20 protein-coding genes and 1 pseudogene are annotated in these 22375 nt (G+C 73.8%); 5 read left to right on the top strand and 16 right to left on the bottom strand.

Translation table 11 applies throughout. The features are described from left to right. Window positions 1-33: 33 nt before the first annotated feature. Both FF36_RS04145 and FF36_RS04140 read right to left on the bottom strand, forming a co-directional pair. Window positions 34-777, bottom strand: a complete 744-nt coding sequence (locus FF36_RS04145; RefSeq protein WP_044883622.1) for a zinc ribbon domain-containing protein — start codon at window positions 775-777, stop codon at window positions 34-36. A 149-nt stretch (window positions 778-926) separates the two neighbouring features. Then, window positions 927-1817: a Nif3-like dinuclear metal center hexameric protein gene (locus FF36_RS04140; RefSeq protein ID WP_199865323.1), complete on the bottom strand. Its 891-nt coding sequence runs from the start codon at window positions 1815-1817 to the stop codon at window positions 927-929. A 157-nt stretch (window positions 1818-1974) separates the two neighbouring features. Between FF36_RS04140 and FF36_RS04135 the strand changes: the two genes are divergently transcribed. From FF36_RS04135 to FF36_RS37060, 3 genes and pseudogenes are all read left to right on the top strand, one after another. Next, window positions 1975-2250 carry a hypothetical protein gene (locus tag FF36_RS04135; protein WP_044883620.1) on the top strand — a complete coding sequence of 92 codons (276 nt, stop codon included), beginning with the start codon at window positions 1975-1977 and terminating at the stop codon, window positions 2248-2250. A gap of 322 nt (window positions 2251-2572) precedes the next feature. After that, window positions 2573-3481, top strand: a pseudogene (locus tag FF36_RS37065) (hypothetical protein); the annotation flags it as partial. 1 nt (window position 3482) lies between these two features. Continuing rightward, the coding region (locus FF36_RS37060) for a DUF8189 domain-containing protein (protein ID WP_479686774.1) at window positions 3483-4792 on the top strand (1310 nt) is incomplete at its 5' end. Here FF36_RS37060 and FF36_RS04125 read toward each other — a convergent pair. Next, the gene (locus tag FF36_RS04125; RefSeq protein WP_044883618.1) at window positions 4789-5145 is read right to left on the bottom strand and encodes a hypothetical protein; all 357 of its coding nucleotides are present in this window, start codon (window positions 5143-5145) and stop codon (window positions 4789-4791) included. The genes FF36_RS37060 and FF36_RS04125 overlap by 4 nt on opposite strands. A gap of 293 nt (window positions 5146-5438) precedes the next feature. Between FF36_RS04125 and FF36_RS04120 the strand changes: the two genes are divergently transcribed. Next, window positions 5439-6113, top strand: coding sequence for an LON peptidase substrate-binding domain-containing protein (locus tag FF36_RS04120; RefSeq protein ID WP_044883617.1), 675 nt, complete (start codon window positions 5439-5441; stop codon window positions 6111-6113). A gap of 17 nt (window positions 6114-6130) precedes the next feature. Here FF36_RS04120 and FF36_RS04115 read toward each other — a convergent pair whose 3' ends face one another. From FF36_RS04115 to FF36_RS04085, 6 genes are all read right to left on the bottom strand, one after another. Then, window positions 6131-6871 (bottom strand): hypothetical protein, encoded by a 741-nt coding sequence (locus FF36_RS04115; protein ID WP_044883616.1) that lies wholly within the window; start codon window positions 6869-6871, stop codon window positions 6131-6133. Window positions 6872-7034: 163 nt separating this feature from the next. Further along, window positions 7035-8003 carry an ABC transporter permease gene (locus tag FF36_RS04110; protein WP_370657158.1) on the bottom strand — a complete coding sequence of 323 codons (969 nt, stop codon included), beginning with the start codon at window positions 8001-8003 and terminating at the stop codon, window positions 7035-7037. A 40-nt stretch (window positions 8004-8043) separates the two neighbouring features. Next, window positions 8044-9006, bottom strand: a complete 963-nt coding sequence (locus tag FF36_RS04105; protein WP_044883615.1) for an ABC transporter ATP-binding protein — start codon at window positions 9004-9006, stop codon at window positions 8044-8046. 48 nt (window positions 9007-9054) lie between these two features. Continuing rightward, window positions 9055-9699, bottom strand: coding sequence for a DUF6308 family protein (locus tag FF36_RS04100; RefSeq protein WP_044883686.1), 645 nt, complete (start codon window positions 9697-9699; stop codon window positions 9055-9057). Window positions 9700-11140: 1441 nt separating this feature from the next. After that, on the bottom strand, window positions 11141-12097 hold the full coding sequence (locus FF36_RS04090; protein ID WP_242418205.1) for an RluA family pseudouridine synthase: 957 nt from the start codon (window positions 12095-12097) through the stop codon (window positions 11141-11143). Between the two features lie 17 nt (window positions 12098-12114). Then, entirely contained in the window at window positions 12115-12747 is a 633-nt protein-coding gene (locus FF36_RS04085) for a signal peptidase II (RefSeq protein ID WP_242418206.1), read from the bottom strand. A gap of 507 nt (window positions 12748-13254) precedes the next feature. On the opposite strand from FF36_RS04085, the gene ileS reads away from it, so the two are divergent. Beyond that, window positions 13255-16425 (top strand): isoleucine--tRNA ligase, encoded by a 3171-nt coding sequence (gene ileS, locus FF36_RS04080; RefSeq protein ID WP_044883613.1) that lies wholly within the window; start codon window positions 13255-13257, stop codon window positions 16423-16425. A gap of 84 nt (window positions 16426-16509) precedes the next feature. Here the strand turns inward: ileS and FF36_RS35855 are convergent, their stop codons facing one another. The 7 genes from FF36_RS35855 to ftsZ form a co-directional block, all read right to left on the bottom strand. Continuing rightward, entirely contained in the window at window positions 16510-16647 is a 138-nt protein-coding gene (locus FF36_RS35855) for a hypothetical protein (RefSeq protein WP_199865326.1), read from the bottom strand. A 259-nt stretch (window positions 16648-16906) separates the two neighbouring features. After that, on the bottom strand, window positions 16907-17887 hold the full coding sequence (locus FF36_RS04075) for a DivIVA domain-containing protein (protein WP_044883612.1): 981 nt from the start codon (window positions 17885-17887) through the stop codon (window positions 16907-16909). Window positions 17888-17980: 93 nt separating this feature from the next. Beyond that, window positions 17981-18235: a YggT family protein gene (locus tag FF36_RS04070; protein WP_044883611.1), complete on the bottom strand. Its 255-nt coding sequence runs from the start codon at window positions 18233-18235 to the stop codon at window positions 17981-17983. 89 nt (window positions 18236-18324) lie between these two features. Continuing rightward, window positions 18325-18870: a cell division protein SepF gene (locus FF36_RS04065; protein ID WP_044883610.1), complete on the bottom strand. Its 546-nt coding sequence runs from the start codon at window positions 18868-18870 to the stop codon at window positions 18325-18327. 10 nt (window positions 18871-18880) lie between these two features. Further along, window positions 18881-19762 carry a YggS family pyridoxal phosphate enzyme gene (locus tag FF36_RS04060; RefSeq protein WP_044883683.1) on the bottom strand — a complete coding sequence of 294 codons (882 nt, stop codon included), beginning with the start codon at window positions 19760-19762 and terminating at the stop codon, window positions 18881-18883. Then, window positions 19759-20442 carry a peptidoglycan editing factor PgeF gene (gene pgeF, locus FF36_RS04055; RefSeq protein ID WP_044883609.1) on the bottom strand — a complete coding sequence of 228 codons (684 nt, stop codon included), beginning with the start codon at window positions 20440-20442 and terminating at the stop codon, window positions 19759-19761. Before pgeF ends, FF36_RS04060 begins: the two co-directional genes overlap by 4 nt. A 24-nt stretch (window positions 20443-20466) precedes the next feature. After that, window positions 20467-21978, bottom strand: a complete 1512-nt coding sequence (gene ftsZ, locus FF36_RS04050) for a cell division protein FtsZ (protein WP_044883608.1) — start codon at window positions 21976-21978, stop codon at window positions 20467-20469. Window positions 21979-22375 lie beyond the last annotated feature (397 nt).

Genomic DNA, 22375 nt, shown 5'->3' with positions numbered 1-22375 from the left:
CACTCCCCTCGCCCTGCCCGAACCGACCTGCCGCTACAGCCCCGACTCGGGGGTACGGACCAGGATGCGCCGACATTCCTCGCACCGCACGACCTCGTCGACGGGGGCCGCGGCGACCGCCCGCAGGTCGCCGCCGGAGAGTTCAAGATGGCAGCCCTGGCAGCGCCGACGCAGCAACGGCGCCGCGCCGACCCCGCCGGAGGACGCCCGGATCCGCTCGTACAACGTCACCAGCGCCTCGGGCAGCCGGGGCGCGAGGGCCTCCCGGTCCTGCCGCAGCCGGGCGGTCTCGGTGTCGATCTCGGCGTACGCCTTGTCGCGGGCGATGGTCGCGGCGTCGATTTCCGCCTGCAGGTCGGCGCGGCGCTGGCTGAGGGCCGCGAGCTGTCCCTCCAGGCCCTCGACGGCCTCCATCTTCTCCAGCGCGTCATCCTCGAGCACGCCCTGGCGGCGGGCCAGGGAGGCGAGCTCCGCCTGAAGGTTCTCCAGCTCCCGGGAGTTCGTCACCGCCCCGGACTCCAGCCGCTGGGAATCGCGGGCGGAGCGGGTCCGGACGAGCTCGATCTCCGTCTCCAGCTTGCGCTGGGCGCGGGTGACGTCCCCCAGCTCGGTGCGCACCCCGACGACCTCGTCGTCGAGGGTGCCCAGGGCCGCGGTGCGTTCGGTGATGACGGCGAGTTCGGGCAGCCCGCGGCGGCGGGCGGCCAGCCGGTCGAGGCCGGCGTCGAGGGCCTGCAGGTCGAGCAGGCGGAGCTGGATTGCTGGGTCGGCCTTCATGGACTCCTCACCGGTATGTCCTTCATCGGCGTCGGCCGCGATCGACGACGCCCTTGCCGGTACCGCGCCGCCCGGCCCGCGAGCCGGAGCGGTCGGCGGGACCGTGACGAACCCGGCCCGGCGAGCCGGGCATCCGCCTGCGACGCCGACTACCGGGACGGAACGTGCAACCGCCAGGGATCGGTCACGATAGCGGACACCGATGTGCTCACCGTACGTCCCCGGGTCCGCAGACCGGCCTCCAGACGCGCGGCGGCCTGCGTGAGCCACGGCCATTCGCTCGCCCAGTGGGCGACGTCGACGACGGCGATCGGATGCTCCCCCACCGTGTCGAGCACGTGGTGATGCCGCCCGTCCGCGGTGACCAGGACGTCCGCGCCCGCGGCCCGCGCCGCGCCGGCCAGTTCCCCGCCGGAGCCGCCGCAGACCGCGACCCGGCGCACGAGCCGATCCGCGGCCCCGGTCGCCCGAACCCCACCGGCCGTCGCGGGCAGCGCCCGGGCGACGCGGGCGCAGAAGCGGTCCAGCGGCTCGGGCTCGGGCAGCTCGCCGATGCGCCCCAGCCCCCGACACACCGTCGGCCCCGCCCCCGCGCCATCCCCGGCCGGCTGCGCGTCAGCCGGGTGCACGTCAGCCGAGTGCCCCGGGTCCAGCGGGCCGACCCGGCGCAGCCCGAGGGCTGCGGCCAGCGCGTCGCTGACCCCCGGGTCGGCGACGTCGGCGTTGGTGTGCGCCGTGTACAGCGCGACCCCGGCGCGGATGAGGGTGGCGACGACCCGCCCGCCGGGTCCGGTCTCGGCCACCCCGTGGGTCCCGCGCAGGAACAGGGGATGGTGGGTGACGAGCAACTGGGCGCCGCCCGCCGCCTCGACGGCCACCTCGACGGTGGGATCGACGGCGAACAGCACCGCGGAGACGGGAGCCTCGGGGTCACCGACCGCCAGGCCCACCGCGTCCCATGACTGCGCCCAGGCCGGCGGGAACGCCTGCTCCAGCACGGCCACGCAGTCACTGACCGTCGCCACCCTAGTGCTCACCACGGTGACCCTACCCGCACGGTCGCGGGCGTCCACCAGCCGGTCACGGCGGCCGCCGAGGTACCGAGGTCCCGCACGCGACGCACCGTTCGCCCCGTAACGTCACCTCTGGCAACGCGCCTGCGCAGGGGTGGCGAGCCACGAGGAAGGGGAACTCGGCATGGCGGACGTTTCGGTGCGATTCCAGGTCGCGGGGGATTCGGAGATCGTGCTGAACCTCTCGACCCCCCAGGCCGTCCGCCTCGTTGAGGCCATCATGCGCAAGGTCGCCGATGCGATGGCCGCCTCCCCGGCGGGTGGTGCCGGGTTGGGCGGTCCCGGGACCGGCGGCGCCGGGCTGGGCGGTCCGGCGATGGGCGCGCCGGACCGATCGGCCGTCGGTTCCGGCTGGCCGGACATCAATCCCGGGCAGAACTCCTTCCCGCCCGAGCGGTGACCCCACCCGGGCGGTGACCCCACCCGGGCGGTGGACCCGGCGGACCCGCCGAAGCGTCTGACCGCACCCGAGCGGTGAACCCGCCGGTGGTCGGCCGCTCTGCCGGACACCGGCGACGCCGCAGCCACGGCCGGCTCCGGCCGTCCGCGCACGGTGGCAAGCACCCGAACCGGAACTCCGTGCGGCCGCTATGCGGATAAAACGGGTCGTATATGACGGACCGGCACTCCCGGCACTTGCTTCCGTAAAAGCCGACACAACAAAGCCGCAACACGATACAACTCCGCACAGCCATTCCTCACCGAAGGGAAAACGATCACGCATGGCGGGGGACGTACCGGTCGACGAACGCGCCCTGATCACCCCGGCCGACGCGGCGGCCAGCCGTTCGCTGTGGGCCGCTCCCGCGAGGGCTGACGCGACCGATCCGGCCACGGGCGGCAACGCGGCGACCGACGACGGCACGCCCGCCCCGCCCGCCGCCGCCGGCGCCGGTGGCGAACGGACCCTGCACCGCTACGGCCGGGTCCAGGTGCTCGGCCGGCCGCGGGACGACGCGCCCGGCGGGCCGGGGCTGCTCGCGGCCCGCGCCGGCGCGGGCCTGCTGCCCCCGGCCGACGGCAGCGTCGTGTCGACCACGGGCGTCTCCCCCGGCCTGAACCGGGCCGAGACGCTGGGTCTGGATGCCTTCCGGCTGCGCGCCAGCGCCGCCTACCGCCGGCTGAAGCAGGATCGCCCGCGCGACGGCCATCCGTGGGACATGGACCGGCCCTGCACCGACGTTCCGCCCCCGCGGGGGTCCTTCGGGCCGGACCCGGACCGCCCGACACCACGCGCCTTCGCCAACGGTCAGTCGCTCCTGCAGAGCCCGCTGATGACGCTGACCGCCACAGGCGCCGCCGCCGACAGCGGCCCCGCCACGGGCCCCGCGGCCGGCGCCGCCGGCTCTCCGACCAGCTCGAAGCTGGAGGGCTCCGTCGCCATCGGCCTGATCCTCGTCGAGGGGCCCACCGCGGACCTGCAGTTCGCGGCGGCCGAGCGGACCAAGGTCGTGGCCGAGGTGCAGAACGGGCTGTCCTGGTACGCCACCACGAACCCGGCGGCCGGTCTCACGTTCTCCTACGACATCCAGCTCGTACGCCTGTCCGTGCCGGCGGACCCGAAGGCGGCCGATCTGGAGGCCCTGTGGCGGGATCCGGCGATGAGCCGGCTTGGCCACGCGGCCACCTTCNACGGCGTCTACGACTACGTCGACGCGCTGCGCGCCCGGCTCGGCACCCGGTGGGCCTACTGCGCCTTCTTCACCAAGTACCCGCTGGGCTACTTCGCCTACTCGTCGGTCGGCGGCCCCCGGATCGTCATGTCGTACGCCAACGACGGCTGGGGCCCCGACAACATCGACCGCGTCTTCACCCACGAGACCGGGCACATCTTCGGCGCCCCGGACGAGTACGGCGGCGCGGGCTGCGACTGCGGCGGTGCGTGGGGGGCGTTCGGCGTCCCGAACGGCAACTGCGACGCCTGCGCGCCGGCGCCGGCGGACTGCCTGATGCGTTCCAACAGCTTCGCGCTGTGCCGCTACACCCCCGGCCAGATCGGGTGGGGCCACGGCGTCGGCGGCAACCCGGCGATGGTCCAGTCGAAGGGGCTCGGCCGCGCCGGCAACTTCGACGTCGTCGTGCCGTCGGCGTTCGCGGGGATCACCCACGTGTGGCGGGACAACGACGCCGCCGGCTTCCCCTGGCGCGATCCGTGGCAGACCGCGCAGTCCCTCGGCCGCGTCGACGCACTCACCATGGTCCAGAGCACCCTGGCCAACCCCGGGCCGCTGGAGGTCGCCGTCCGGGTCGGCTCGACACTGTACTTCCTGTGGCGCGACAGCACCGGGGCGTTCGCCTGGCACGACCCCAAGCAGCTCACCCAGGGCGTCGGCGGGGTACCGTCGCTCGTCCAGAGCCGACTGGGGACGAAGGGCAACTTCGAGCTGCTCATCCCGGCCGCGGACGTCGGGATCCTGCACCTGTGGCGCAACCACGACGTCTACGGCTACCCCTGGAGCGCGCCGCGGCTGTTCGGCGCGAACCTGGGCCGGGTCGACGCGGTCAGCCTCATCCACGGCACCCTCGGCGGCGGCGCGGGCATGCTCGAGGCCGTCGCCCGGGTCGGCAGCCGGCTGGTGCACCTGACCCGGGACAACTCGGCGGTGTGGCGGACCGGCCCCGTCTTCGGCGAGGGGGTCGCGGGCAACCCGTCGCTGATCCAGAGCTCCTTCGCCGACGGGGCGCGCAACTTCGAGGTGGTCGTCCCCGCCGCCGGCGGCGGGCTCATCCACTACTACCGCAACAACGGCGCGCCCACGCCGTTCTGGAGCGGGCCGCGCCCGTTCGCCGCCACCCTGGGCAACGTCGACGCCGTCTCGATGATCCAGAGCAACTTCGACGGCCACCTGGAGGTCCTCGCCCGCGTCGGCGACGAGCTGCACATGGTGTGGCGCACATCCGGAGCCGGGGCGACCTGGTCGACCCCGCGCCGCGTGTTCTAGCCGACCACGGAACCGGGCGGCGGGTCGGGGGGTGAGGCGCCGGGGGCGTCCCAGGGAAGTCCCTCGGCGGGTCGGTCCTTGGCGCTGCGGCGCGCCAGCCAACCGTCGACGAACAGGGCCTCCGCGGGGCTGAGGGTCTCCCGCAGCGCCGGGGGCACCCCGTCGACGAAGACGCCGCGCACGCCGGCGCAGGCCCCCAGCTCCGCCGCTCGCGACGCCGGCACCGCCAGCAGTGCCAGTCGCGGCGGCAGCTGCGAGGTCACCGGTCCGAACTCGGCGAGCGTGGCCAGCGGACCATCGGCGCGGCCCGCTCCTTCGAGGACGACCAGGAGCTCAGGTTCGGTTCCCCACACCGGTCCATTCTCGCCCGAATGGCGACCGAAGGAGGACCCCGGGCCCGGTGGCGCCACCCCGGGCGGACCACCCGCGGCGCCGACACGCCCTCGTTCGGCGAGAATCACAGGGGTCGGCCGATGGACACCGCGGCCGGCGCGGGACAAGGTTGGATCGAACGGCCGGCTTCGGCACGCGGATCCGCCGCGGTGCGTCACCCCGGCGGCGAAGGCCGACCGGCCGCGGCCGACCGGCGGCGGCCGGCTCGGGCGTGGGCAGGATCCGGGTGGGCCAGAAGGGGAGGGCACCGGCGATGAGCGCGCGACTCCCGCTGTTCCCGCTCGGGACCGTCCTGCTTCCCGGGCTCGTGCTGCCCCTGGAGATCTTCGAGGAACGCTACCGGGCGCTGGTCCGGGAGCTGCTCGCCCAGCCCGCCGACGAGGCGCGCAGTTTCGGGGTCGTGGCCATCCGGCGGGGCCGCGAGACGGGGCCGGCGCTGCCGGCGATCCACGAGGTCGGCTGCACGGCCGTGCTGCGCCGGGTGCAGGAGCATCCGGACGGCCGGTTCTCCCTGATCACCGTCGGCGGGCAGCGGTTCCGCATCGGCGCGGTGGATCAGCGCAGCGCGCCGTATCTGGTGGGGGACGTGGAGTTCCTGCCCGACGAGGTCGGTGACGCCGAGTCCGCCCGCGAGTCCGTCGCGCCGGTGCAGCGGCTGATGCGCGCCTACGCCGAGCGGCTGGCCGCCACCGGCACGGTGCAGATCTCCCTGCCGGACCTGCCCGACGATCCCGTCGCCCTGTCCTACGTGATCGCCGCGGCGGCCGTCACCGATCTCACCGAGCGCCAGGGCCTGCTCGCGGCGGCCGACGCAGCCACCCGACTGCGCGTCGAGCGGGCGCTGCTACACCGGGAGGTCGGCCTGCTCCAGAAGATCACCACGATCGGCTCCAGCGAGCTGCGCCGGGTGGATCCGAGCCCCAACTGAGACAGGCCCGGCCAGGGTCAGCCGGATACCCGGGGGGCGTCGGGTCCGCTAGGGGCCGGCTCGCCCGCGGCGTCCGCCGGACGCTGCGGGCCCTCCGCGCCCTTGGTGCTGGCGGCCCCGGACTCGGTGCCAGGACCGGAGAAGGGCGCGGGCGGACGCGCGCCGCGTGGGCTCCGACGGGGGCGGGAGGTCGCCCACAGGCCGATCGCGAAGACGCCCAGGGCGACCACCGGCATGACCAGGTAGAGCCCGTGCGCGCGGACCCGCAGGTCGACCAGGTCCACCAGGATCGGCGAGGCGTTGCTCGGCAGGCTGTGCAGCAGGTCCGGAGAGCGGCGAAGATGACCGATCCAGCCGACGATCAGCGCGCCGCCGAGGCCCCCCACGGCAAGCCCCAGCGGCACCAGGAAGCCGGCGTCCCGGGCCCGCCAGAACGCCACCAGGCCGCCGACGAGCCCGGCGACCCCGCAGATCAGCGCGAAGCGGGCGTCGATGTCGCTCTGGACCGCGAACGCCGACTCGTTGCCGTGCAGCGCGCCGGGGACGTCGAGATGCGGCGCGACGGCGGCCCACAGCAGGCCGAGAGGGAACCCGGCGACCGCCATCGCCGCCGCGCAGATCAGGCCGGCGATCAGGTCCGGGCGGACACCGAACGGCAGTGGCCGCCGCGAGCGGGCCGGCAGCGGGGAGGTCTCAGACGGCTCGGCTCCCGGGCTGTCCGTCGGGACCCCCCGGAACTCCGCTGAACTCTCCGTCACGTCGCCCGTCCCGCCAAGAGGTGTCCGTCTCCTCGTCCACATCACCTACGGCGGCGTCGTCGGCCACCGCGGACGGTTGACACTATCGTGCTGGGCGGTCGTCCCGGCCACACTGGTGTGACAGTGGTCCCGGGCGACGCGATCCTGGACGGTTACGCTCTGGTCAGGAGGTTCCGACGCGGCGCAGCGTCACCGCCGCGACGGCCAGCGCCGCGATCCCCACGGCGGCGCAGACGGCGAGGTCGAGGACCACCTTCGACCAGTCCACGCCCGGTTGGAAGGCGGCCGCGAGGGCGTCCACGGCGTAGCTGCTGGGCAGCACGTCCCGCGCGACCCGGCCGATCTCGGGCAGCCGGTCGGCCGGGATGACCCCGAGAAACAGCACGATGCTCATCCCGAGCTGACCGGCGATGGTCGCCAGCTCCGGGCGCGGGGCGAGCAGACCGACCACGGCCCCCAGGCCCGCCAGGCACACCCCGGAGAGCACGACGACGGGCAGGAGCAGCCACAGTCCCGTGATCGGCAGGTTGTAGAGCAGGGCGCCGAGTACGGCCGTGATGACCGTGCCGGGCGCGGCGAACGTCGCGTAGGAGGCGGCCGTGCCCAGCACGACCGCCGCCGGCGGGATCGGCAGGGTCAGGTAGTAGTCGAGCGCGCCGGCCGCCCGCAGGGCACCGAAGCGCTGGGCGAGCAGGTTCAGCGCGACGAACGCGACCACCAGCACGGTGGAACCCGCGACGACCTGGCCGGCGGCGGTGGTGTTGTCGACGTCGAGGATGCCGCGCAGCAGGACCAGGATCCCGATCGACTGGAACGACGCCACGAACAGCAACGGGATGCGGCCGACCTTCGACCGGGCGAGCTGCCCGCGGTAGACCGCGCCGAACGCCGTGCCGAACCGGGTGGCCAGCGGCATCTTCGGCGGCCCGAGCCGCGCCGGCATCGGGATCGGCAACGGCAGCGGCACCGTGGACGGCCCCGACGTCGACTCCAGAGACGACTCCAGGGACAGCCCCGACGTCGACTCCAGAGACGGCTCCAGGGACGGCTCCGACGACGGTTCCAGGGACGGCGCCGGCTGCAGTGCCGCGAGAATCGCCGGCGCGTCGCGCGCGTCCGGGACGATGGTCATCGGGGCCACGCCTGCTGGCCCGGACGACGCACGTGCACAGTCATGTCCGCTCCAGGTCTCGGGACGCCCCGCCGAGGGTGAGGTAGACGTCCTCCAGGGATGGGGTGGCGAGGCTGAAATCGTCCAGCGCGGCGAGGGCCGCGCCGGTGGTCAGCCGGCCGAGGGCCTCGCGGGCGGTCGCCGGGTCCAGGCGGACCGTCCAGCGCCGGCCGTTGGTCGTCGCGAGGCCGGCCAGCATGGCGACGGTGGGGTCGTCGGCGGGGGGTTCGTGGCGCCAGGCGAGGTCGAGCCGGACGTCGCCGGACACCGACGCCTTGAGCTGGCCGGGTGTGTCGCAGGCGATCACCCGCCCGGACTCCAGAACGGCGACCCGGTCGAGCACCGACTCCGCCTCCAGCACGTTGTGCGTGATCAGCACGACGGTGGTGCCGGCCGCGTCACGGCGGCGCTGTAACGCCCCCCACACCGCGCGCCGGGCGACCGGGTCGAGCCCGGTGGTCGGCTCGTCGAGGACGAGGACCGGCCGATCGCCGACCAGCGCCGTGGCCACGCAGGCCAGCCGCCGCTGCCCGCCGGACAGCCGGGCCAGCGGCCGGTCCGCCACCGCGGTGAGGCCGAGCTCGTCGAGGATGGCGTCGCGGACCTCCCGCACGGCCGCGCGGGGAACGCCGCGCATCCGCGCGGTGGTGGCCACCGCGGTGGCGACGGGCAGCTCCGCCAGCGCAAGATCGTCCTGACCGAGATAGCCGGCCAGCCGGGCGGGCAGGTCCGGGGCTGCGCGGACATCGCGGCCGAACATCGTGATCGTGCCGGCGTCGGGGCGCAGCAGCCCCATCAGTTGGCGGACCAGCGTGGTCTTCCCGGCGCCGTTCGGGCCGAGCACCCCGAACACCTCGCCCTGCCGGACGTCGAGATCGATCCGGTCGTTGGCGAGGACGGAGTGCCCGCCCACCCCGTGTCGTCGGGTGAGCCCGCGGACGGCGTAGCTCAGCACGTCACCCATTCTCGCAGCCGGCTGCGGGCGATGGCCCCGGGCCGTCGTCGGGACGAGTCACACTGCGCTGCTCATCCACACCACGACGTCAAGCATGCGCAGCGGGGTGACCGGCGGGCCGCTCGACGGCACCAGTGCGGCGAGCCGGCGGAACTCCTCGGCGTTCTCCCGAAGGTCGTACTGCATGGCCCGGACGAGCAACCCCATGTACTGCCGCCAGCTTCGACCGTCGCGCGGGGACGGCGGGACGCAGTCCTCGTGCTGGTAGAAGATCCGAACCTTGGAGTCGAACAGGGGGACGAGCGCGGGCCGCTTGCGGTGCAGCACCTTGGCGATCAGCGAGCCCTTGACGTCCCGATCGGAGACGTCGGGGTCGTCGAGCGGGTCGTAGAGAGCGGCGACCAGGTCGAGGGTCACCTCGTCGGCCTCGATCAGCTCGATGCCGGGCGGCAGCTTGTCCAGCGCCCGTTGCAACAGCGGCGTGAGCGCGGTCAGGGTGTGCATCCGGTCGACGTCGACGTGCACGCCGAGCAGGCTGGGCGCCAGCAGGTCGCCCGTGCACAGCAGATCCGGGTCGTCGTTGGTGACCAGTCCGTCGTAGTAGGGGTAGGCGTAACGCAGCCCGCGCTTGCGGGGACCCAGGTACTCCTCCACCAGGCTCTCCGCGTCGAAAACCTCCCGGGTGCCTTTCGCCAACTTCACCCCTGGGCTCCTTATCGTCCTGTAGTCGTCGCTGTCGTCGTCATCGTCACTGCAGTCGTCATCGTCACTGTCGTTGCCATCGTCGCCGTGGTTGCCATCGTCGCCGTGTCGTCCGGGGTGCTTGCCCGCGACACCGCGACCGGCGTCGTCCGAGCCCGGCAACCCGCGCTGACGAGGGCGTTGTGCCTCATCCTCCCTTGTGGCCGCCGCGACCGGTACGGGGGTCGACGCCGGCGGCGGCCGGCAGGCCCGCGCCTCGTCCACCGGATGGCAGTGACCCGGCCAGATGATGAGGGACGGCGCGCCCCAGGTCAGCGGCGATCCGGCGACAATGGGAGGAATCTCACGCTGGGCGGCCCGGCGCCGGGTGGCGCGGGATCGACGACCCGGACCCGGGGATCGGCCGCGAGCTGCGACAATCGCCCGGCCGGCGCCCGGACCACGGCGGCGAACAGGCACGCGCACCCGGCCCGTAGCTGCGCCTCGGCCTGGCGGTCCCGCTCCTCCGCGCCGGCCTCGCCGGCTCCCGCCTCGGCCGCGGCCCGCGTCTGCGCCTGCGTCGCCGCCGAGGCGAAGGCGGCGTGGACGTCGGCGACCGGGTCGCGCACGGTGGCCTGCNCGNCCNCCCCGCCGGTCCCGGCAGTGAAGAACACCTGCACGGCCCGGTACGCGCCGAGAACCCCGAGCATCTCGTCGGGGGTGACCGGGGCGGCGAGGCTCGCGACGGCGTAGAGGTCCGCGGCGGGGGCTGCGGCGGTCAGGGACGCGAGGTTCTGCCGGCTCGCCCCGAGGTACTCGGCGACCGAGTCGTGCGCACCTGGGCCGATCGTGACCGTCGGCGTCAGGGGCTGCGCCGCCGGCGGGGAGCCGGTCGGCGCGTCGGCGGGCGCCGTCGCGTTGGACGGCCGATCCCGGTCGACGCTCTGCAGCATCGCCGCCGCCGCGCTCACCACGATCAGCACGACGAGCCCGAGAACGAGCACCCGCGCCCCCCGGTCCACCACGCCACCGGGCGCGACGCCGACCACGTCGAGCAGGGCCGGCGAGCCCTCGGCCCCGGCGTCGGCCGGCCCGTCCCGGCCCACCCGCCCGCGCCGGGCCCGTTCGGCCAGCCGGCGGGCCCGGCAGGCCTCGCGATCGGCGGTGCCGGCGAGGCGGGACCGGGCGGTGTCGAGGATGCGGAACACGGGCGGCAGCGCGGCGTCGTCGAGCCGGTCGAGCGGGTTCACCGCGGGCCGGGCCGTCACCGGCCGTGCCTCGACGGTCGCGTGGAGGACCGCCGTGGTCAGCCCGCCTGAGGCCGGCCCTCCTGAGGCCGGCATGGCGACAGGCTCGGCCTCGGCGGGCACGAGCGGCGGAACCTCGGGGGTCGGCGGAACCTCGGGGGTCGGCAGTACGTCGGGGGTCGGCAGGGACGGCTTGCCGATCGCCACCGGTTCGGTCATGCCTGCTCCCGCAGCCGTTCCACCGCCTCCGCCAGGTCGGCCGGGTCCGGGCTGGTGAACTCGACGGGGCCGCCGTGACCGGGATGGTCGAACGACAGGCGGGCCGCGTGCAGCCATTGCCGGGTCAGGCCGAGACGCTCGGCGAGGGTGGGATCGGCGCCGTAGGCGAGGTCGCCGACGCAGGGATGGCGCAGGGCCGACATGTGCACCCGGATCTGGTGGGTCCGGCCGGTCTCCAGGCGTATCGACAGCAGCGAGGCCGAGCGGAACGCCTCCACCAGGTCGTAGTGGGTCACGCTGGGTTTGCCGTCCGCGACGACGGCGAACAGGCCCGGCCGGCGCGGATGGCGGTCGGTCGGTGCGTCGACGGTGCCGCTGAGCGGGTCGGGATGGCCCTGCACGACGGCGCGGTAGCGCTTGTCCACCTGGCGCTCCCGGAAGGCCCGCTTCAACAGCGTGTAGGCACGCTCGCTCTTGGCGACGACCATGGCCCCGGAGGTGCCGACGTCGAGGCGGTGCACGACCCCCTGCCGCTCCGCGGCGCCCGAGGTGGAGATGCGGTAGCCGGCCGCGGCCAACGCCCCGATCACGGTCGGCCCGGTGAAACCGGGGGCCGGATGGGCGGCCACGCCGGGCGGCTTGTCGACCACCACGATGTCGTCGTCATCGTGCAGGATGCCGAGACCTGCCACCGGGGTGGGCTCCACGGTGACCGGGCGCGGTGGCGCGGGCAGCCGCACCTCCAGCCAGGCGCCGCCGCGGACCCGGTCGGATCGGCCGCGGACCCGACCGTCGAGGCTGGCCTGGCCGTCGTCGACGAGGGTGGCGGCCGCGGTCCGCGACAGCCCGAACATCCGCGCGATCGCGGCGTCCAGGCGGATGCCGTCGAGCCCGTCCGGGACCGGCAGCGAACGCAGGTCTCCTCCGGCACCCAGGTCTTCCCCGGCGCTCACGTCTCCCCCGGCGCGGGTCACTGGCCGCCCGGCCCGGTGCCGCCTCGGCCGGCGGCATCGGCGGGCGGGTCGGCCCGCAGCGCGCCGCCGTCCCCGACGACCGGGTCGGGATCGCCGTAGTGGGTGCCGTCCAGCCCGATGCCCCGCAGCGACAGCACGACGGCGAGGATGCCGCCGCAGACGATCGCCGAGTCGGCGGCGTTGAAGATCGGCCAGTGGTGCAGGTAGACGAAGTCGACAACGTGGCCGCGCAGCGGGCCGGGGGCACGGAAGATCCGGTCGGTCAGGTTGCCCAGCGCGCCGCCGAGCAGTGCGCCGAGCACGATCGCCCAGCCCACCGACCGCAGCCGGCGGGCGGTGAAGACCACCACCGAGATCACGGCCAGGGCGACGAGGCTGAGCACGACCGTCGCCCCGCCCGCGAGGCTGAACGCGGCCCCGGAGTTGCGGGTGAGCCGCAGGTCGAGGACGCCGGGAATGATGTTGACCGGACCACGGTCGGACAGCGTGGCCACCGCGATGTGCTTGGTCACGATGTCGAGCAGCAGGATCACCGCGGCCGCCGCCGTCAGCGTGGCCACCGGACGCCGGGCTGGGCCCCCGGCGCCGCCCGCGGCGGCCGACCCACGGTCGGCGGGATCTTCGGACACACTGCTCCCGATGGTCGTCTCCGCCCCCACCCGATCCACTCTACGGGCCAGCCCACACGGGGCGCCCCGATGGATCCCCACTGGGCACCGGCCGAGCGCCCGAGCGGTCGACTAGACTCCATCTGGTAGCGGCACGGCATCGACGGGGACGAGTAGCGGCGGGCGCAGCCCGAGCGAGCCGGGGTTGGTGGAAGCCCGGTGGCCAGCGCGTTGCGAAGATCACCCCCGAGCCGCCGGCAGAACGGGACCCCGCGGGCGCGAGCCGGCGGAGCCCCCAGTAGACCCGGCCGCCGCGAGCTTTGACGAGAGGCCGTCCCACGGCCCGCTCCGCCTCCGGCGGAGCGGTCGAGCGGGGCGCGCAAGGAGGGTGGTACCGCGGTACCCCCGGTCCCGGGCGGGACGCGGCGGCGGGCAGGCCCGCCGGCCGTCGCCACGCGCGGCCGGTGAGGCGTCGTCCCTCCGTTGGTCCGACGCCAGCCACGACCGAGGAAGACCGGGTCCGCCACGATGACCACCGCCCCGCGTACCCCCACCTTCGCCCCGCTGCCCGCGCAGGTGGACCTACCCGCCTTCGAACGCGAGACGCTCGCCCGCTGGCGCGACGCGAAGGTCTTCCACCGCTCGCTGGAGTCCACGGCGGACCGCCCGCTGTGGGTCTTCTACGAGGGGCCGCCGACCGCGAACGGCAAACCGGGCGCCCACCACGTCGAGGCGCGGGTCTTCAAGGACCTGTTCCCCCGCTACCGGACGATGAAGGGCTTCCACGTCCCCCGCCGCGCCGGCTGGGACTGCCACGGGCTGCCCGTCGAGCTCGCGGTGGAGAAGGAGCTCGGCTTCACCAGCAAGAACGACATCGAGGCCTACGGCATCGCCGAGTTCAACGCCCGCTGCCGCGAGTCGGTGCTGCGCCACGTCGCCGACTTCTCCGCGATGACGGAGCGGATGGGCTACTGGGTCGACCTCGACAGCGCCTACCGCACGATGGACACCAGCTACATCGAGAGCGTCTGGTGGTCGCTGAAACAGATCTTCGACAAGGGTCTGCTTGTCGAGGACTTCCGCGTCACCCCGTACTGCCCGCGCGACGAGACGCCGCTGAGCGACCACGAGGTCTCCCAGGGCTACGCCGACGTGGACGACCCCTCGGTCTACGTCCGTTTCCCCCTGGTCGCCGACGACCTCGGGCTCGCCGAGCGCGGCGCGGAGCTGCTGGTCTGGACGACGACGCCGTGGACACTGGTGTCGAACACCGCCGTCGCCGCCCACCCGGACGTCGACTACGCCCTGGTCCGCGCCGCCGGCGGGGAGCTGTTCGTCGTCGCCGAGCCGCTGGTCGCCGCCGCCGTCGGCGAGGACGCCGAGGTCGTCGAGCGCTTCCGCGGCACGGCGCTCGCCGGCGCCCGCTACGCCCGCCCGTTCGAGCTGCTGGCCGCCGAGCGGTTCGCCGCCGGCACCGGCACGCCGCACTCGGTCGTGCTCGCCGAGTACGTCACCACCACCGACGGCACCGGCCTGGTGCACCAGTCGCCGGCGTTCGGCGCGGAGGACCTCGCGGTCTGCCGGGCCGCCGGCCTGCCCGTGGTCAACCCGATCGGCACCGACGGCCGGTTCCTCGCCGACACCCCGCTGGTCGGCGGCGTGTTCTTCAAGGACGCCGACGCGGCGCTGACCGCCGACCTGCGCGAGCGGGGCCGGCTGTGGCGGGCCCAGACGTACACCCACAGCTACCCGCACTGCTGGCGCTGCCACACCCCGCTGATCTACTACCCGCTGCCGTCCTGGTACATCCGCACCACGGCGATCCGCGACCAGCTCCTGGCCCAGAACGCGGCGACGGACTGGCACCCGGAGCGGATCAAGAACGGCCGCTACGGCGAGTGGCTACGCGGCAACGTCGACTGGGCGCTGTCCCGCAACCGCTACTGGGGCACGCCGCTGCCGGTCTGGCGCTGCGACGACGACCCGGACCACCTGGTGTGCGTCGGTTCGATCGCGGAGCTGTCCGAGCTCGCCGGGCGCGATCTCGCCGCTCTCGACCCGCACCGGCCGTTCGTCGACGAGGTCACCATCGCCTGCCCGACCTGCGGCGCGACCGCGCACCGGGTGCCCGAGGTGATCGACGTCTGGTACGACAGCGGCGCGATGCCGTTCGCCCAGTGGGGCGCGCCGCACCAGGGCGCCGAGCAGTTCGCCCGCCAGTACCCGGCGCAGTACATCTGCGAGGCGATCGACCAGACCCGGGGCTGGTTCTACACCCTGATGGCGATCGGGACCCTGGTGTTCGACCGCTCCTCCTACGAGACGGTGCTGTGCCTCGGGCTGCTGCTCGACGCCGAGGGCCGCAAGATGAGCAAGCACGTGGGCAACGTCCTCGACCCGTTCGAGCTGTTCGAGCGGCACGGCGCGGACGCGGTCCGCTGGCTGATGCTCGCCGGCGGCTCCCCGTGGGCGGACCGCCGGGTCGGCCACGAGGCGATCGAGGACATCGTCCGCAAGGTCCTGCTGACCTACTGGAACACCGCCTCCTTCTTCGCGCTGTACGCGGGCGCGGCCGACTGGCGTCCCGGTGAGGGCCCGGCCGCGGCGGCGCCGGCCGAGCGGCACGTGCTGGACCGCTGGGCGCTGTCCGAGCTCGCGGCCACGGTGGACGAGGTGGACGAGGCGCTCGCCGGCTTCGACTCACTGCGCGCCGGGCGGCGGATCGCCCGGTTCATCGACGACCTGTCCAACTGGTACGTCCGCCGCTCCCGCCGACGGTTCTGGGCCGGCGACCCGGATGCCCTGGACACCCTGTACACCTGCCTGGACGCGCTGACCCGGGTGATGGCCCCGTTCACGCCGTTCCTGACCGACTGGCTGTGGGTCCGGCTGTTCGCCGACGCGTCGGCGAAAGCGCCCGACTCGGTGCACCTGGCCGCCTGGCCCGAGCTGCCGGCCGGCCTGCACTCCCCGCGGCTGTCCACGCAGATGGACCTCGTGCGGCGCATCGTCGAACTCGGCCGCGCCGCGCGGGCCGGCAGCGGGGTGCGCACCCGCCAGCCGCTGCCGCGAGCCGTCGTCGGCGCCGCCGCCTTCGGCGAGCTGTCCGCCGAGCTGCGCGCCCAGATCGCCGAGGAGCTCAACGTCACCGTCGTCGAGGCGGCGACCTCGGACGTCGTGGACATCACCGTGAAGCCGAACTTCCGCGCCCTGGGCCGGCGTTTCGGCAAGAACACCAAGGCGGTCGCGGCCGCCATCGCCGCCGCCGGAACGCCGGTGGACGGCCGGCTGACCGTCACCGTCGACGGCGAACCCGTCGAGCTGTCGGGCGACGAACTGATCATCACGGAGACGCCGCGGCAGGGCTGGGCCGTCACCGCCGAGTCCGGCCTGTCGGTCGCGCTCGACCTGGAGATCACCCCGGAGCTGGCCCGGGCCGGGCTCGCCCGCGACGTGGTGCGGGTGCTGCAGGACGCGCGCAAGGCCGCCGGCCTGGAGATCACCGACCGGGTGGATGTGCGCTGGTCGGCGACCCGCGAGGACACCGCGCTCGCCCTGCGCGCCCACCGCGCCACCGTGGCCGAGGAGGTGCTCGCGGTCTCCTTCACCGAGGTCACGGGTGGTGAGGCGGGTCTGCGATCGGCGGCGGAGCTGGGACTGGTGTTCAGCCTGGCGCGCCACGCTCCCGCGGCCGTTTAGGCACGCGGCCGGTCAGGCACGCGGCCGGTCGAACATGGGCGGGTGGCCGGCGTCGATCCCCGGCGCCGGCGGGCGCCGCGGCGCTCAGGAAGGCGTTCGGCGCAGCGCGCCGAGCGGAAGCAGCGCCGCGGCGATGAGTGTCAGGATCAGGGAGGCGTAGACGAAGCCGCTGCCGGCGACGATGCCGGCGATCGCCAGAACCGCACAGAGTGCGAGCAGCACACCACAGAGCGTTAGCATGGCGCGTCCCGACGAGGCGGGGATACCGGCGGCAGGCCAGGGCACCGGGCGTCACCGCGGCCGAAGGCCGGGTCGCTCTCGGCGCTGGCGGGGCGGGCCGGCGGGTCTGGCGGCACCGCGGCGGCCACGGCGGTGCTCGCCGACACCGGACTGACAGGCCAGGCCGCACGCGGCGTGGTCACGGACGACGCGGCCATGGCAGAGACGATCTCGACGGGGCGCGGTGCCGCGACGCGACGGATCAGAACTCCTGCATGCCGGGCGCGTCGCGCCGGCTGGGGTCCAGATCCGGGCGGCCGCCGTGGCCGTTGTCCCGGGCGATGGCACCGGCGGGCATGGGCGGACCGGGCGGGAACGTCGGCTGGTGGCCGGGGCTCTGCTGGCCGCCGTTCGGGCCCATTCCCACCGCCGGGGGCGGCGTCGGACCACCGGGGTTCAGGCCGGGACGAGGGGTGTTGCCCGCGCCGACTGCCGGCGGCTGGGTCGGCATGCCGTCCAGGTCCCGCAACTGCATCTCCAGGTAGGCGCGCAGCCGGGTGCGGTACTCGCGCTCGAATGCCCGCAACTGCTCGACCTGGCCCTCCAGGCGGCGCTTGTCGTCCTCCAGGCCGCCGAGCTGCTCGGCGACGTGGGCGCGGGCCTCGCCGATGATGCGGTCGGCGTCGGAGCGGGCCTCGCGGCGAGCCCGCTCGGACTCGGCGCGCGCCTCGCGCAGCGCCTCGTCGGCGGTGCGCTGGGCCAGCACGAGCGTGCGGGCAACCCGCTGCTCGATCTCGGCCTCCGAGGCCTGGCCGGAACCGGTGCGAGCCGGCACGCCGCCGCCGCCCGAGCCGACGGCGGGGATCACCGTGGTCGGTGCGCCACCCTGCGGGGCGCCAGGCGGGGGCACCTGCTGCTGTTGCTGCTGTGCGCGTTCCCGGGCGGCCTGAGCAGCCTGCGCGGCCTGCGCCTGGACCTGGGCGAGCTGGCGGCGGGTCTCCTCGACCTGGCGACGCAGCCCCTGGTTCTCCTCGAGGATCTGCGCGGGGACCCCAGGGCCGCCGCCACCGGAGCGGCGGGCCTCGTCGAGCTGCCGGCGCAGATCGCTGTTCTCGTCGAGCAGCCGGGTCAGCTCCGCCTCGACCTCGTCGAGGAAGGTGTCGACCTCATCCTCGTTGTAGCCGGTGCGGAACCTCGTCGGACTGAAGACCTTGTTCTGTACGTCCTGTGGTGTCAGAGCCACGTCGCCTCCTCGTGCGGCATCGCCGCTCCCCGAAGAGAGGGCGGTCTGCGGGCAGTCTGCCGCGCCCGCGTTCGCGGTGTGCACACAACCCCGTCACAGCCTCTGGGCATAGCTCCGCAGCACCAAGATCACCAAGAAGAGCACCAGATACCCGAGGTCAAGCGATACGCTACCCACCCTCAATGGGGGCAGGACACGCCGGATGAACCGCAACGGGGGGTCAGTCACCGTGTACACGGATTCGAAGATCAACAACAGTGGGCCGGTCGGACGGAACGATCGACCGAGGACGAGAACGAGGTCGGTGATCCACCGCGCTATCAGGAACAGGAAGTAGACCAGCAGCACCCATGAGATCAAGTCGCCTAGTGTGCTGATGGTGCTCTCTCCTGGGAACCTTGGGGACCTGGGGACGCGTCAGTGGTCCGCGTTCCCCGTCATGACTGGTTGTAGAACCCACCCTCACGGATGCGTCGCTTGTCCGTCTCGGTGACCTCGACGTTGTGCGGCGAGAGCAGGAAGACCTTGTTGGTCACCTTCTCGATGTCGCCACGCAGCCCGAAGATCAGCCCGGCGGCGAAGTCGACCAGCCGCTTGGCGTCGACATCGTCCATGTCGGTGAGGTTCATGATAACGGGGGTACCGTCCCTGAACTCCTCGCCGATCTGCCGCGCCTCATTGTAGCTACGTGGCTGAAGCGTCGTGATCCGGTAGGGGTGTGCCTCCTCGACGGGCATCACCCGCCGCATCGGCACAGGTCCGGCAGGGCGCAGTGGTTCGACCGGTGGACGTCGCGGCATGGCGACCGGCTCCTCCCGTGCGTCGATCCGACGGACCGTGCGATCCATCGGGACCGGTTCGTGCATGGCACGCCGATCGTCATGACCGACCGCACGACCGTCGTCGTAGTCGTCGTCGTCGAGATAGTCCTCGTCCTCCTCGGCCAGACCGAGGTAGACCATCGCCCTGCGCCCGAGCCCCATGGGCGCGACTCTAAGGGACACCAGGCCGTTCACCGAACAAAGCGGTCCCGATCCGAAGGTGTGTCGCGCCCTCGGCCACCGCGGCCTCAAGATCGCCCGACATGCCGGCGCTGATGACGGTGGCCTGAGGGTGGTCCACGACCAGCCGTTCGGCAACGGCCCGCAGCCGCTCAAATGCGGGACGTGCTGGTTCGCCACGAGGAGCAACCGCCATGACGCCACGCAGTGTCAGCCCGGGCGCCCCGTCGACGAGATCAGCCAGCGCCGGGAGCTCCGCCGGATCGGCGCCGCCCCGGCCCGAATCGGCGACCACGGACCCCACCCGCCTCCCGAAATCACTCCGCAAGTCCAACGATACCTGCAGACAGATCGACAGCGGGCGGCCTCGCTCAACCGCGAGCCGGGACAGGACGCCGACCAGGCCCGATCGGTCCACCGACTGAACCCAGTCCGCCCAACGCAGGACGGATCGGGCCTTGTTGCGCTGGAGTTGGCCGACGAAGTGCCAGGTGAGATCCGATCCTCCCGGCGTCCCGCCCGACGCCACGCCCGCCCCGCCGGGCCCGCCTCCGCCGCCGACCGTCGGATCGCCACGCGACTGTTCGAGCTGACGCGTGACCATAGTCACCTTCGGGCCAGCCTCCTGCTCGCGGTTCTCGGCGAACTGGCGCGCCCCGAGTGTGCGCAGCATCACGACATCCTCGGCCGGATAGGTCTTACTCACCGCGATGAGGGTTAACCCGGCCGGATCGCGGCCGGCCGCGCGGGCCGCGGCGGCGATCCGCTCCTCGATCACGGCCAGCCGGCGGGCCAGCTCCGCCCGGCGCACCGGGTCGACGCCCGCCGCCGCGGCCGGATCGGCCCCGGTGAACGGATCCGGACGCCCGATCACGCGGCCGGCCCGAGCCACGCCACCCCGGCGAACCGACCGGTACGGCCGTCCCGGCGGTAGGAGTAGAGCTCCGGGTCCTCCGCGGTGCAGCGGGCGGCGACGGCGATGTCGGTCACACCCGCCGCGACGAGCTGATGGTGGATGCCGGCCCGCAGGTCGATCGCGGCGGTCCCCCGCCGCGTCGCCGCCGCGCTGCCCGGCACCCGCCGCTCGACCTCCCGGCGCAGCTCCGCCGGCACCTCGTAGCAGCCCGCGCAGACACACGGGCCGACGGTGACCATGAGCCGATCCGCCGGGACACCGAGCCGGTCGAACGCCGCCAGCGTCGCGTCGATCACACCGTCGGCCATGCCGACCCGCCCGGCGTGCGCGACCCCCACCGCCGTCGGGGACTCGAACAGCACCGGCGCGCAGTCGGCAACCATCACCGCCAGCGCGAGGCCCGGCACATCGGTCACGAGGGCGTCCGCCTCTGGTGGCGGAGCCGGCTCGCGCGCGACGACGACCCGCGTGCCGTGCACCTGGCGCATGTACTGCACCGGCATCCGCAGCCGCTCGGCCAGCCGGCGTCGGTTGGCGGCGACGGCATCCTCGGCGTCGCCGACATGATCACCGAGATTGAGCCCGCCGAACGGCGGCGCACTGACCCCGCCCGCGCGGGAGGTGACGAGAACCGGCATGGCCGGAAGTCTGCCCGGCGCGGGTTATTTGAGGAAGTCCGGCACGTCCAGCTCGTCGTCGTCGACCACCGGCCGGACGGGGCGGCGCGGCGGCGGGTAGGTCGGCCGCGGCCCCGTCGCCCGCGGCGGATCGACCCGGTGCGGCTGGGCGTAGCCGGGGTCGGCCGCCGGCTCCACGGATTCCCGCGCGGGCGGAGCGATGCGCGACTCCACCGTCGGGATCACGGTCGACTCGCCGGGAGAGACGCGCTCGTGGGCGGCCGGCGCCCCCGGCAGCGGCTCGGGGTGGTAGTGCCCGACGTTGGACTGGCCGATCGGCGACGGCGGCGTCTGCAGGTAGCTCGGCGTCGGCGGGGCCGGCTGGACGGGCGCGGGGGTGGGCGGCGGCGGAGGGGGCGGCGGGGGCGGCGGCGCGGCCTGGGCCACGCGAGCCGAGGCACTCGGGATCGTCGGCAGCGGCGGCAGGATCGTCGTGGCCGGCGAGGCGGCCGGAGCCGGAGGCGCGCTCCCGGTGCCGCCACCGGCGGTCCCACCCTGGCCGGGGGACCGCCGCGGCTGCTGCGCATGGGACGGCCTGATCCGCCGGTCCTGCACCGTGTCGAACCCGGCGGCGATGACTGTCACCCGCACCTCGTCGCCGAGGGCGTCGTCGATCACCGCACCGAAGATGATGTTCGCCTCGGGATGGGCCGCGTCCGCGACGAGCTCCGCGGCCGCGTTGATCTCGAACAGACCGAGGTCCGAGCCGCCGGAGATGTTGAGCAGGACGCCCTGGGCGCCGTCCATGCTCGCCTCCAGCAGCGGGGAGGCGATGGCCTGTTCGGCGGCCACCGTGGCCCGGTCGTCGCCGCGGGCCCGACCGATGCCCATCAACGCGCTGCCGGCGTGCGACATGACCGTCTTCACGTCGGCGAAGTCGAGGTTGATCAGACCGGGGGTGGTGATCAGGTCGGTGATGCCCTGGACACCGGAGAGCAGGACCTGGTCGGCGCTGCGGAAGGCGTCCAGGACGCTGATGTCGCGGTCGGTCATCGCCAGCAGGCGGTCATTCGGGATGACGATGAGCGTGTCGACCTCGTTGCGCAAGGTGTCGATGCCCGTGTCCGCCTGGGTCGCGCGGCGCCTGCCCTCGAAGGTGAACGGCCGGGTCACGACACCGATGGTGAGCGCGCCGAGCGAACGGGCCACGTTCGCCACGACGGGGGCGCCACCCGTACCGGTGCCACCGCCCTCACCGGCGGTGACGAAGACCATGTCGGCCCCCTTGAGGACCTCCTCGATCTCCTCGCGGTGGTCCTCGGCGGCCTGCCGGCCCACCTCGGGATCGGCCCCGGCGCCGAGGCCCCGGGTCAGCTCGCGGCCGACGTCGAGCTTCACGTCGGCGTCGCTCATGAGCAAGGCCTGGGCATCGGTGTTGATGGCGATGAACTCGACGCCCTTGAGACCGACTTCGATCATCCGGTTGACGGCGTTGACGCCACCACCACCGATCCCGACGACCTTGATGACCGCGAGATAGTTCTGTGGGGCAGCCATGCGGTGTCGGTCCTCCAGCGGCGTCGGTGGTCGGACGGGGGGTTACCCCGCCCCTGCGGCGCCGCGGGATGGCGGATTCACGCGGCGAGCGGGGGAAACAGTCACAGTCTCAACCTTCACCGTCAGCTAGACGGTTACAGTTATGTCAACTTCCGACTGTGAATCGGACAGTAGGCACGGCTACGTCGGTGGTCAAGGAAGCTGTCGGCGCGTCACACCCCTTCCTGGCACGTCCGCTTCGTCACAGCCTTCCCCACGCATCGCCTTCGGCAATGCGCGGGGCCCCCTGGCCTACTGTGGCAGCCTCCTTCCGTCAGATCACCTCCGGCGATCTTCCTGGAACGACAGCGCCGCCTTCGGCAATGCGCGGGAACCCCTGACCTACTATGGCAGCCAA

The organism is Frankia torreyi (genome assembly GCF_000948395.1).
Lineage (GTDB): Bacteria > Actinomycetota > Actinomycetes > Frankiales > Frankiaceae > Frankia > Frankia torreyi.
This window is presented reverse-complemented; position numbering and strand designations above follow the sequence as displayed.

Excerpts from the sequence above, each read along its gene's own strand:
- FF36_RS04120 (WP_044883617.1), top strand. The coding sequence starts at position 5,439 with ATGAGCGCGCGACTCCCGCTGTTCCCGCTCGGGACCGTCCTGCTTCCC.
- FF36_RS04135 (WP_044883620.1), top strand. The coding sequence starts at position 1,975 with ATGGCGGACGTTTCGGTGCGATTCCAGGTCGCGGGGGATTCGGAGATC.
- pgeF (WP_044883609.1), bottom strand. The coding sequence starts at position 20,442 with ATGCCGGTTCTCGTCACCTCCCGCGCGGGCGGGGTCAGTGCGCCGCCG.
- ileS (WP_044883613.1), top strand. The coding sequence starts at position 13,255 with ATGACCACCGCCCCGCGTACCCCCACCTTCGCCCCGCTGCCCGCGCAG.
- FF36_RS04145 (WP_044883622.1), bottom strand. The coding sequence starts at position 777 with ATGAAGGCCGACCCAGCAATCCAGCTCCGCCTGCTCGACCTGCAGGCC.
- FF36_RS04110 (WP_370657158.1), bottom strand. The coding sequence starts at position 8,003 with ATGACCATCGTCCCGGACGCGCGCGACGCGCCGGCGATTCTCGCGGCA.
- ftsZ (WP_044883608.1), bottom strand. The coding sequence starts at position 21,978 with ATGGCTGCCCCACAGAACTATCTCGCGGTCATCAAGGTCGTCGGGATC.
- FF36_RS04065 (WP_044883610.1), bottom strand. The coding sequence starts at position 18,870 with ATGGGGCTCGGGCGCAGGGCGATGGTCTACCTCGGTCTGGCCGAGGAG.
- FF36_RS04105 (WP_044883615.1), bottom strand. The coding sequence starts at position 9,006 with ATGGGTGACGTGCTGAGCTACGCCGTCCGCGGGCTCACCCGACGACAC.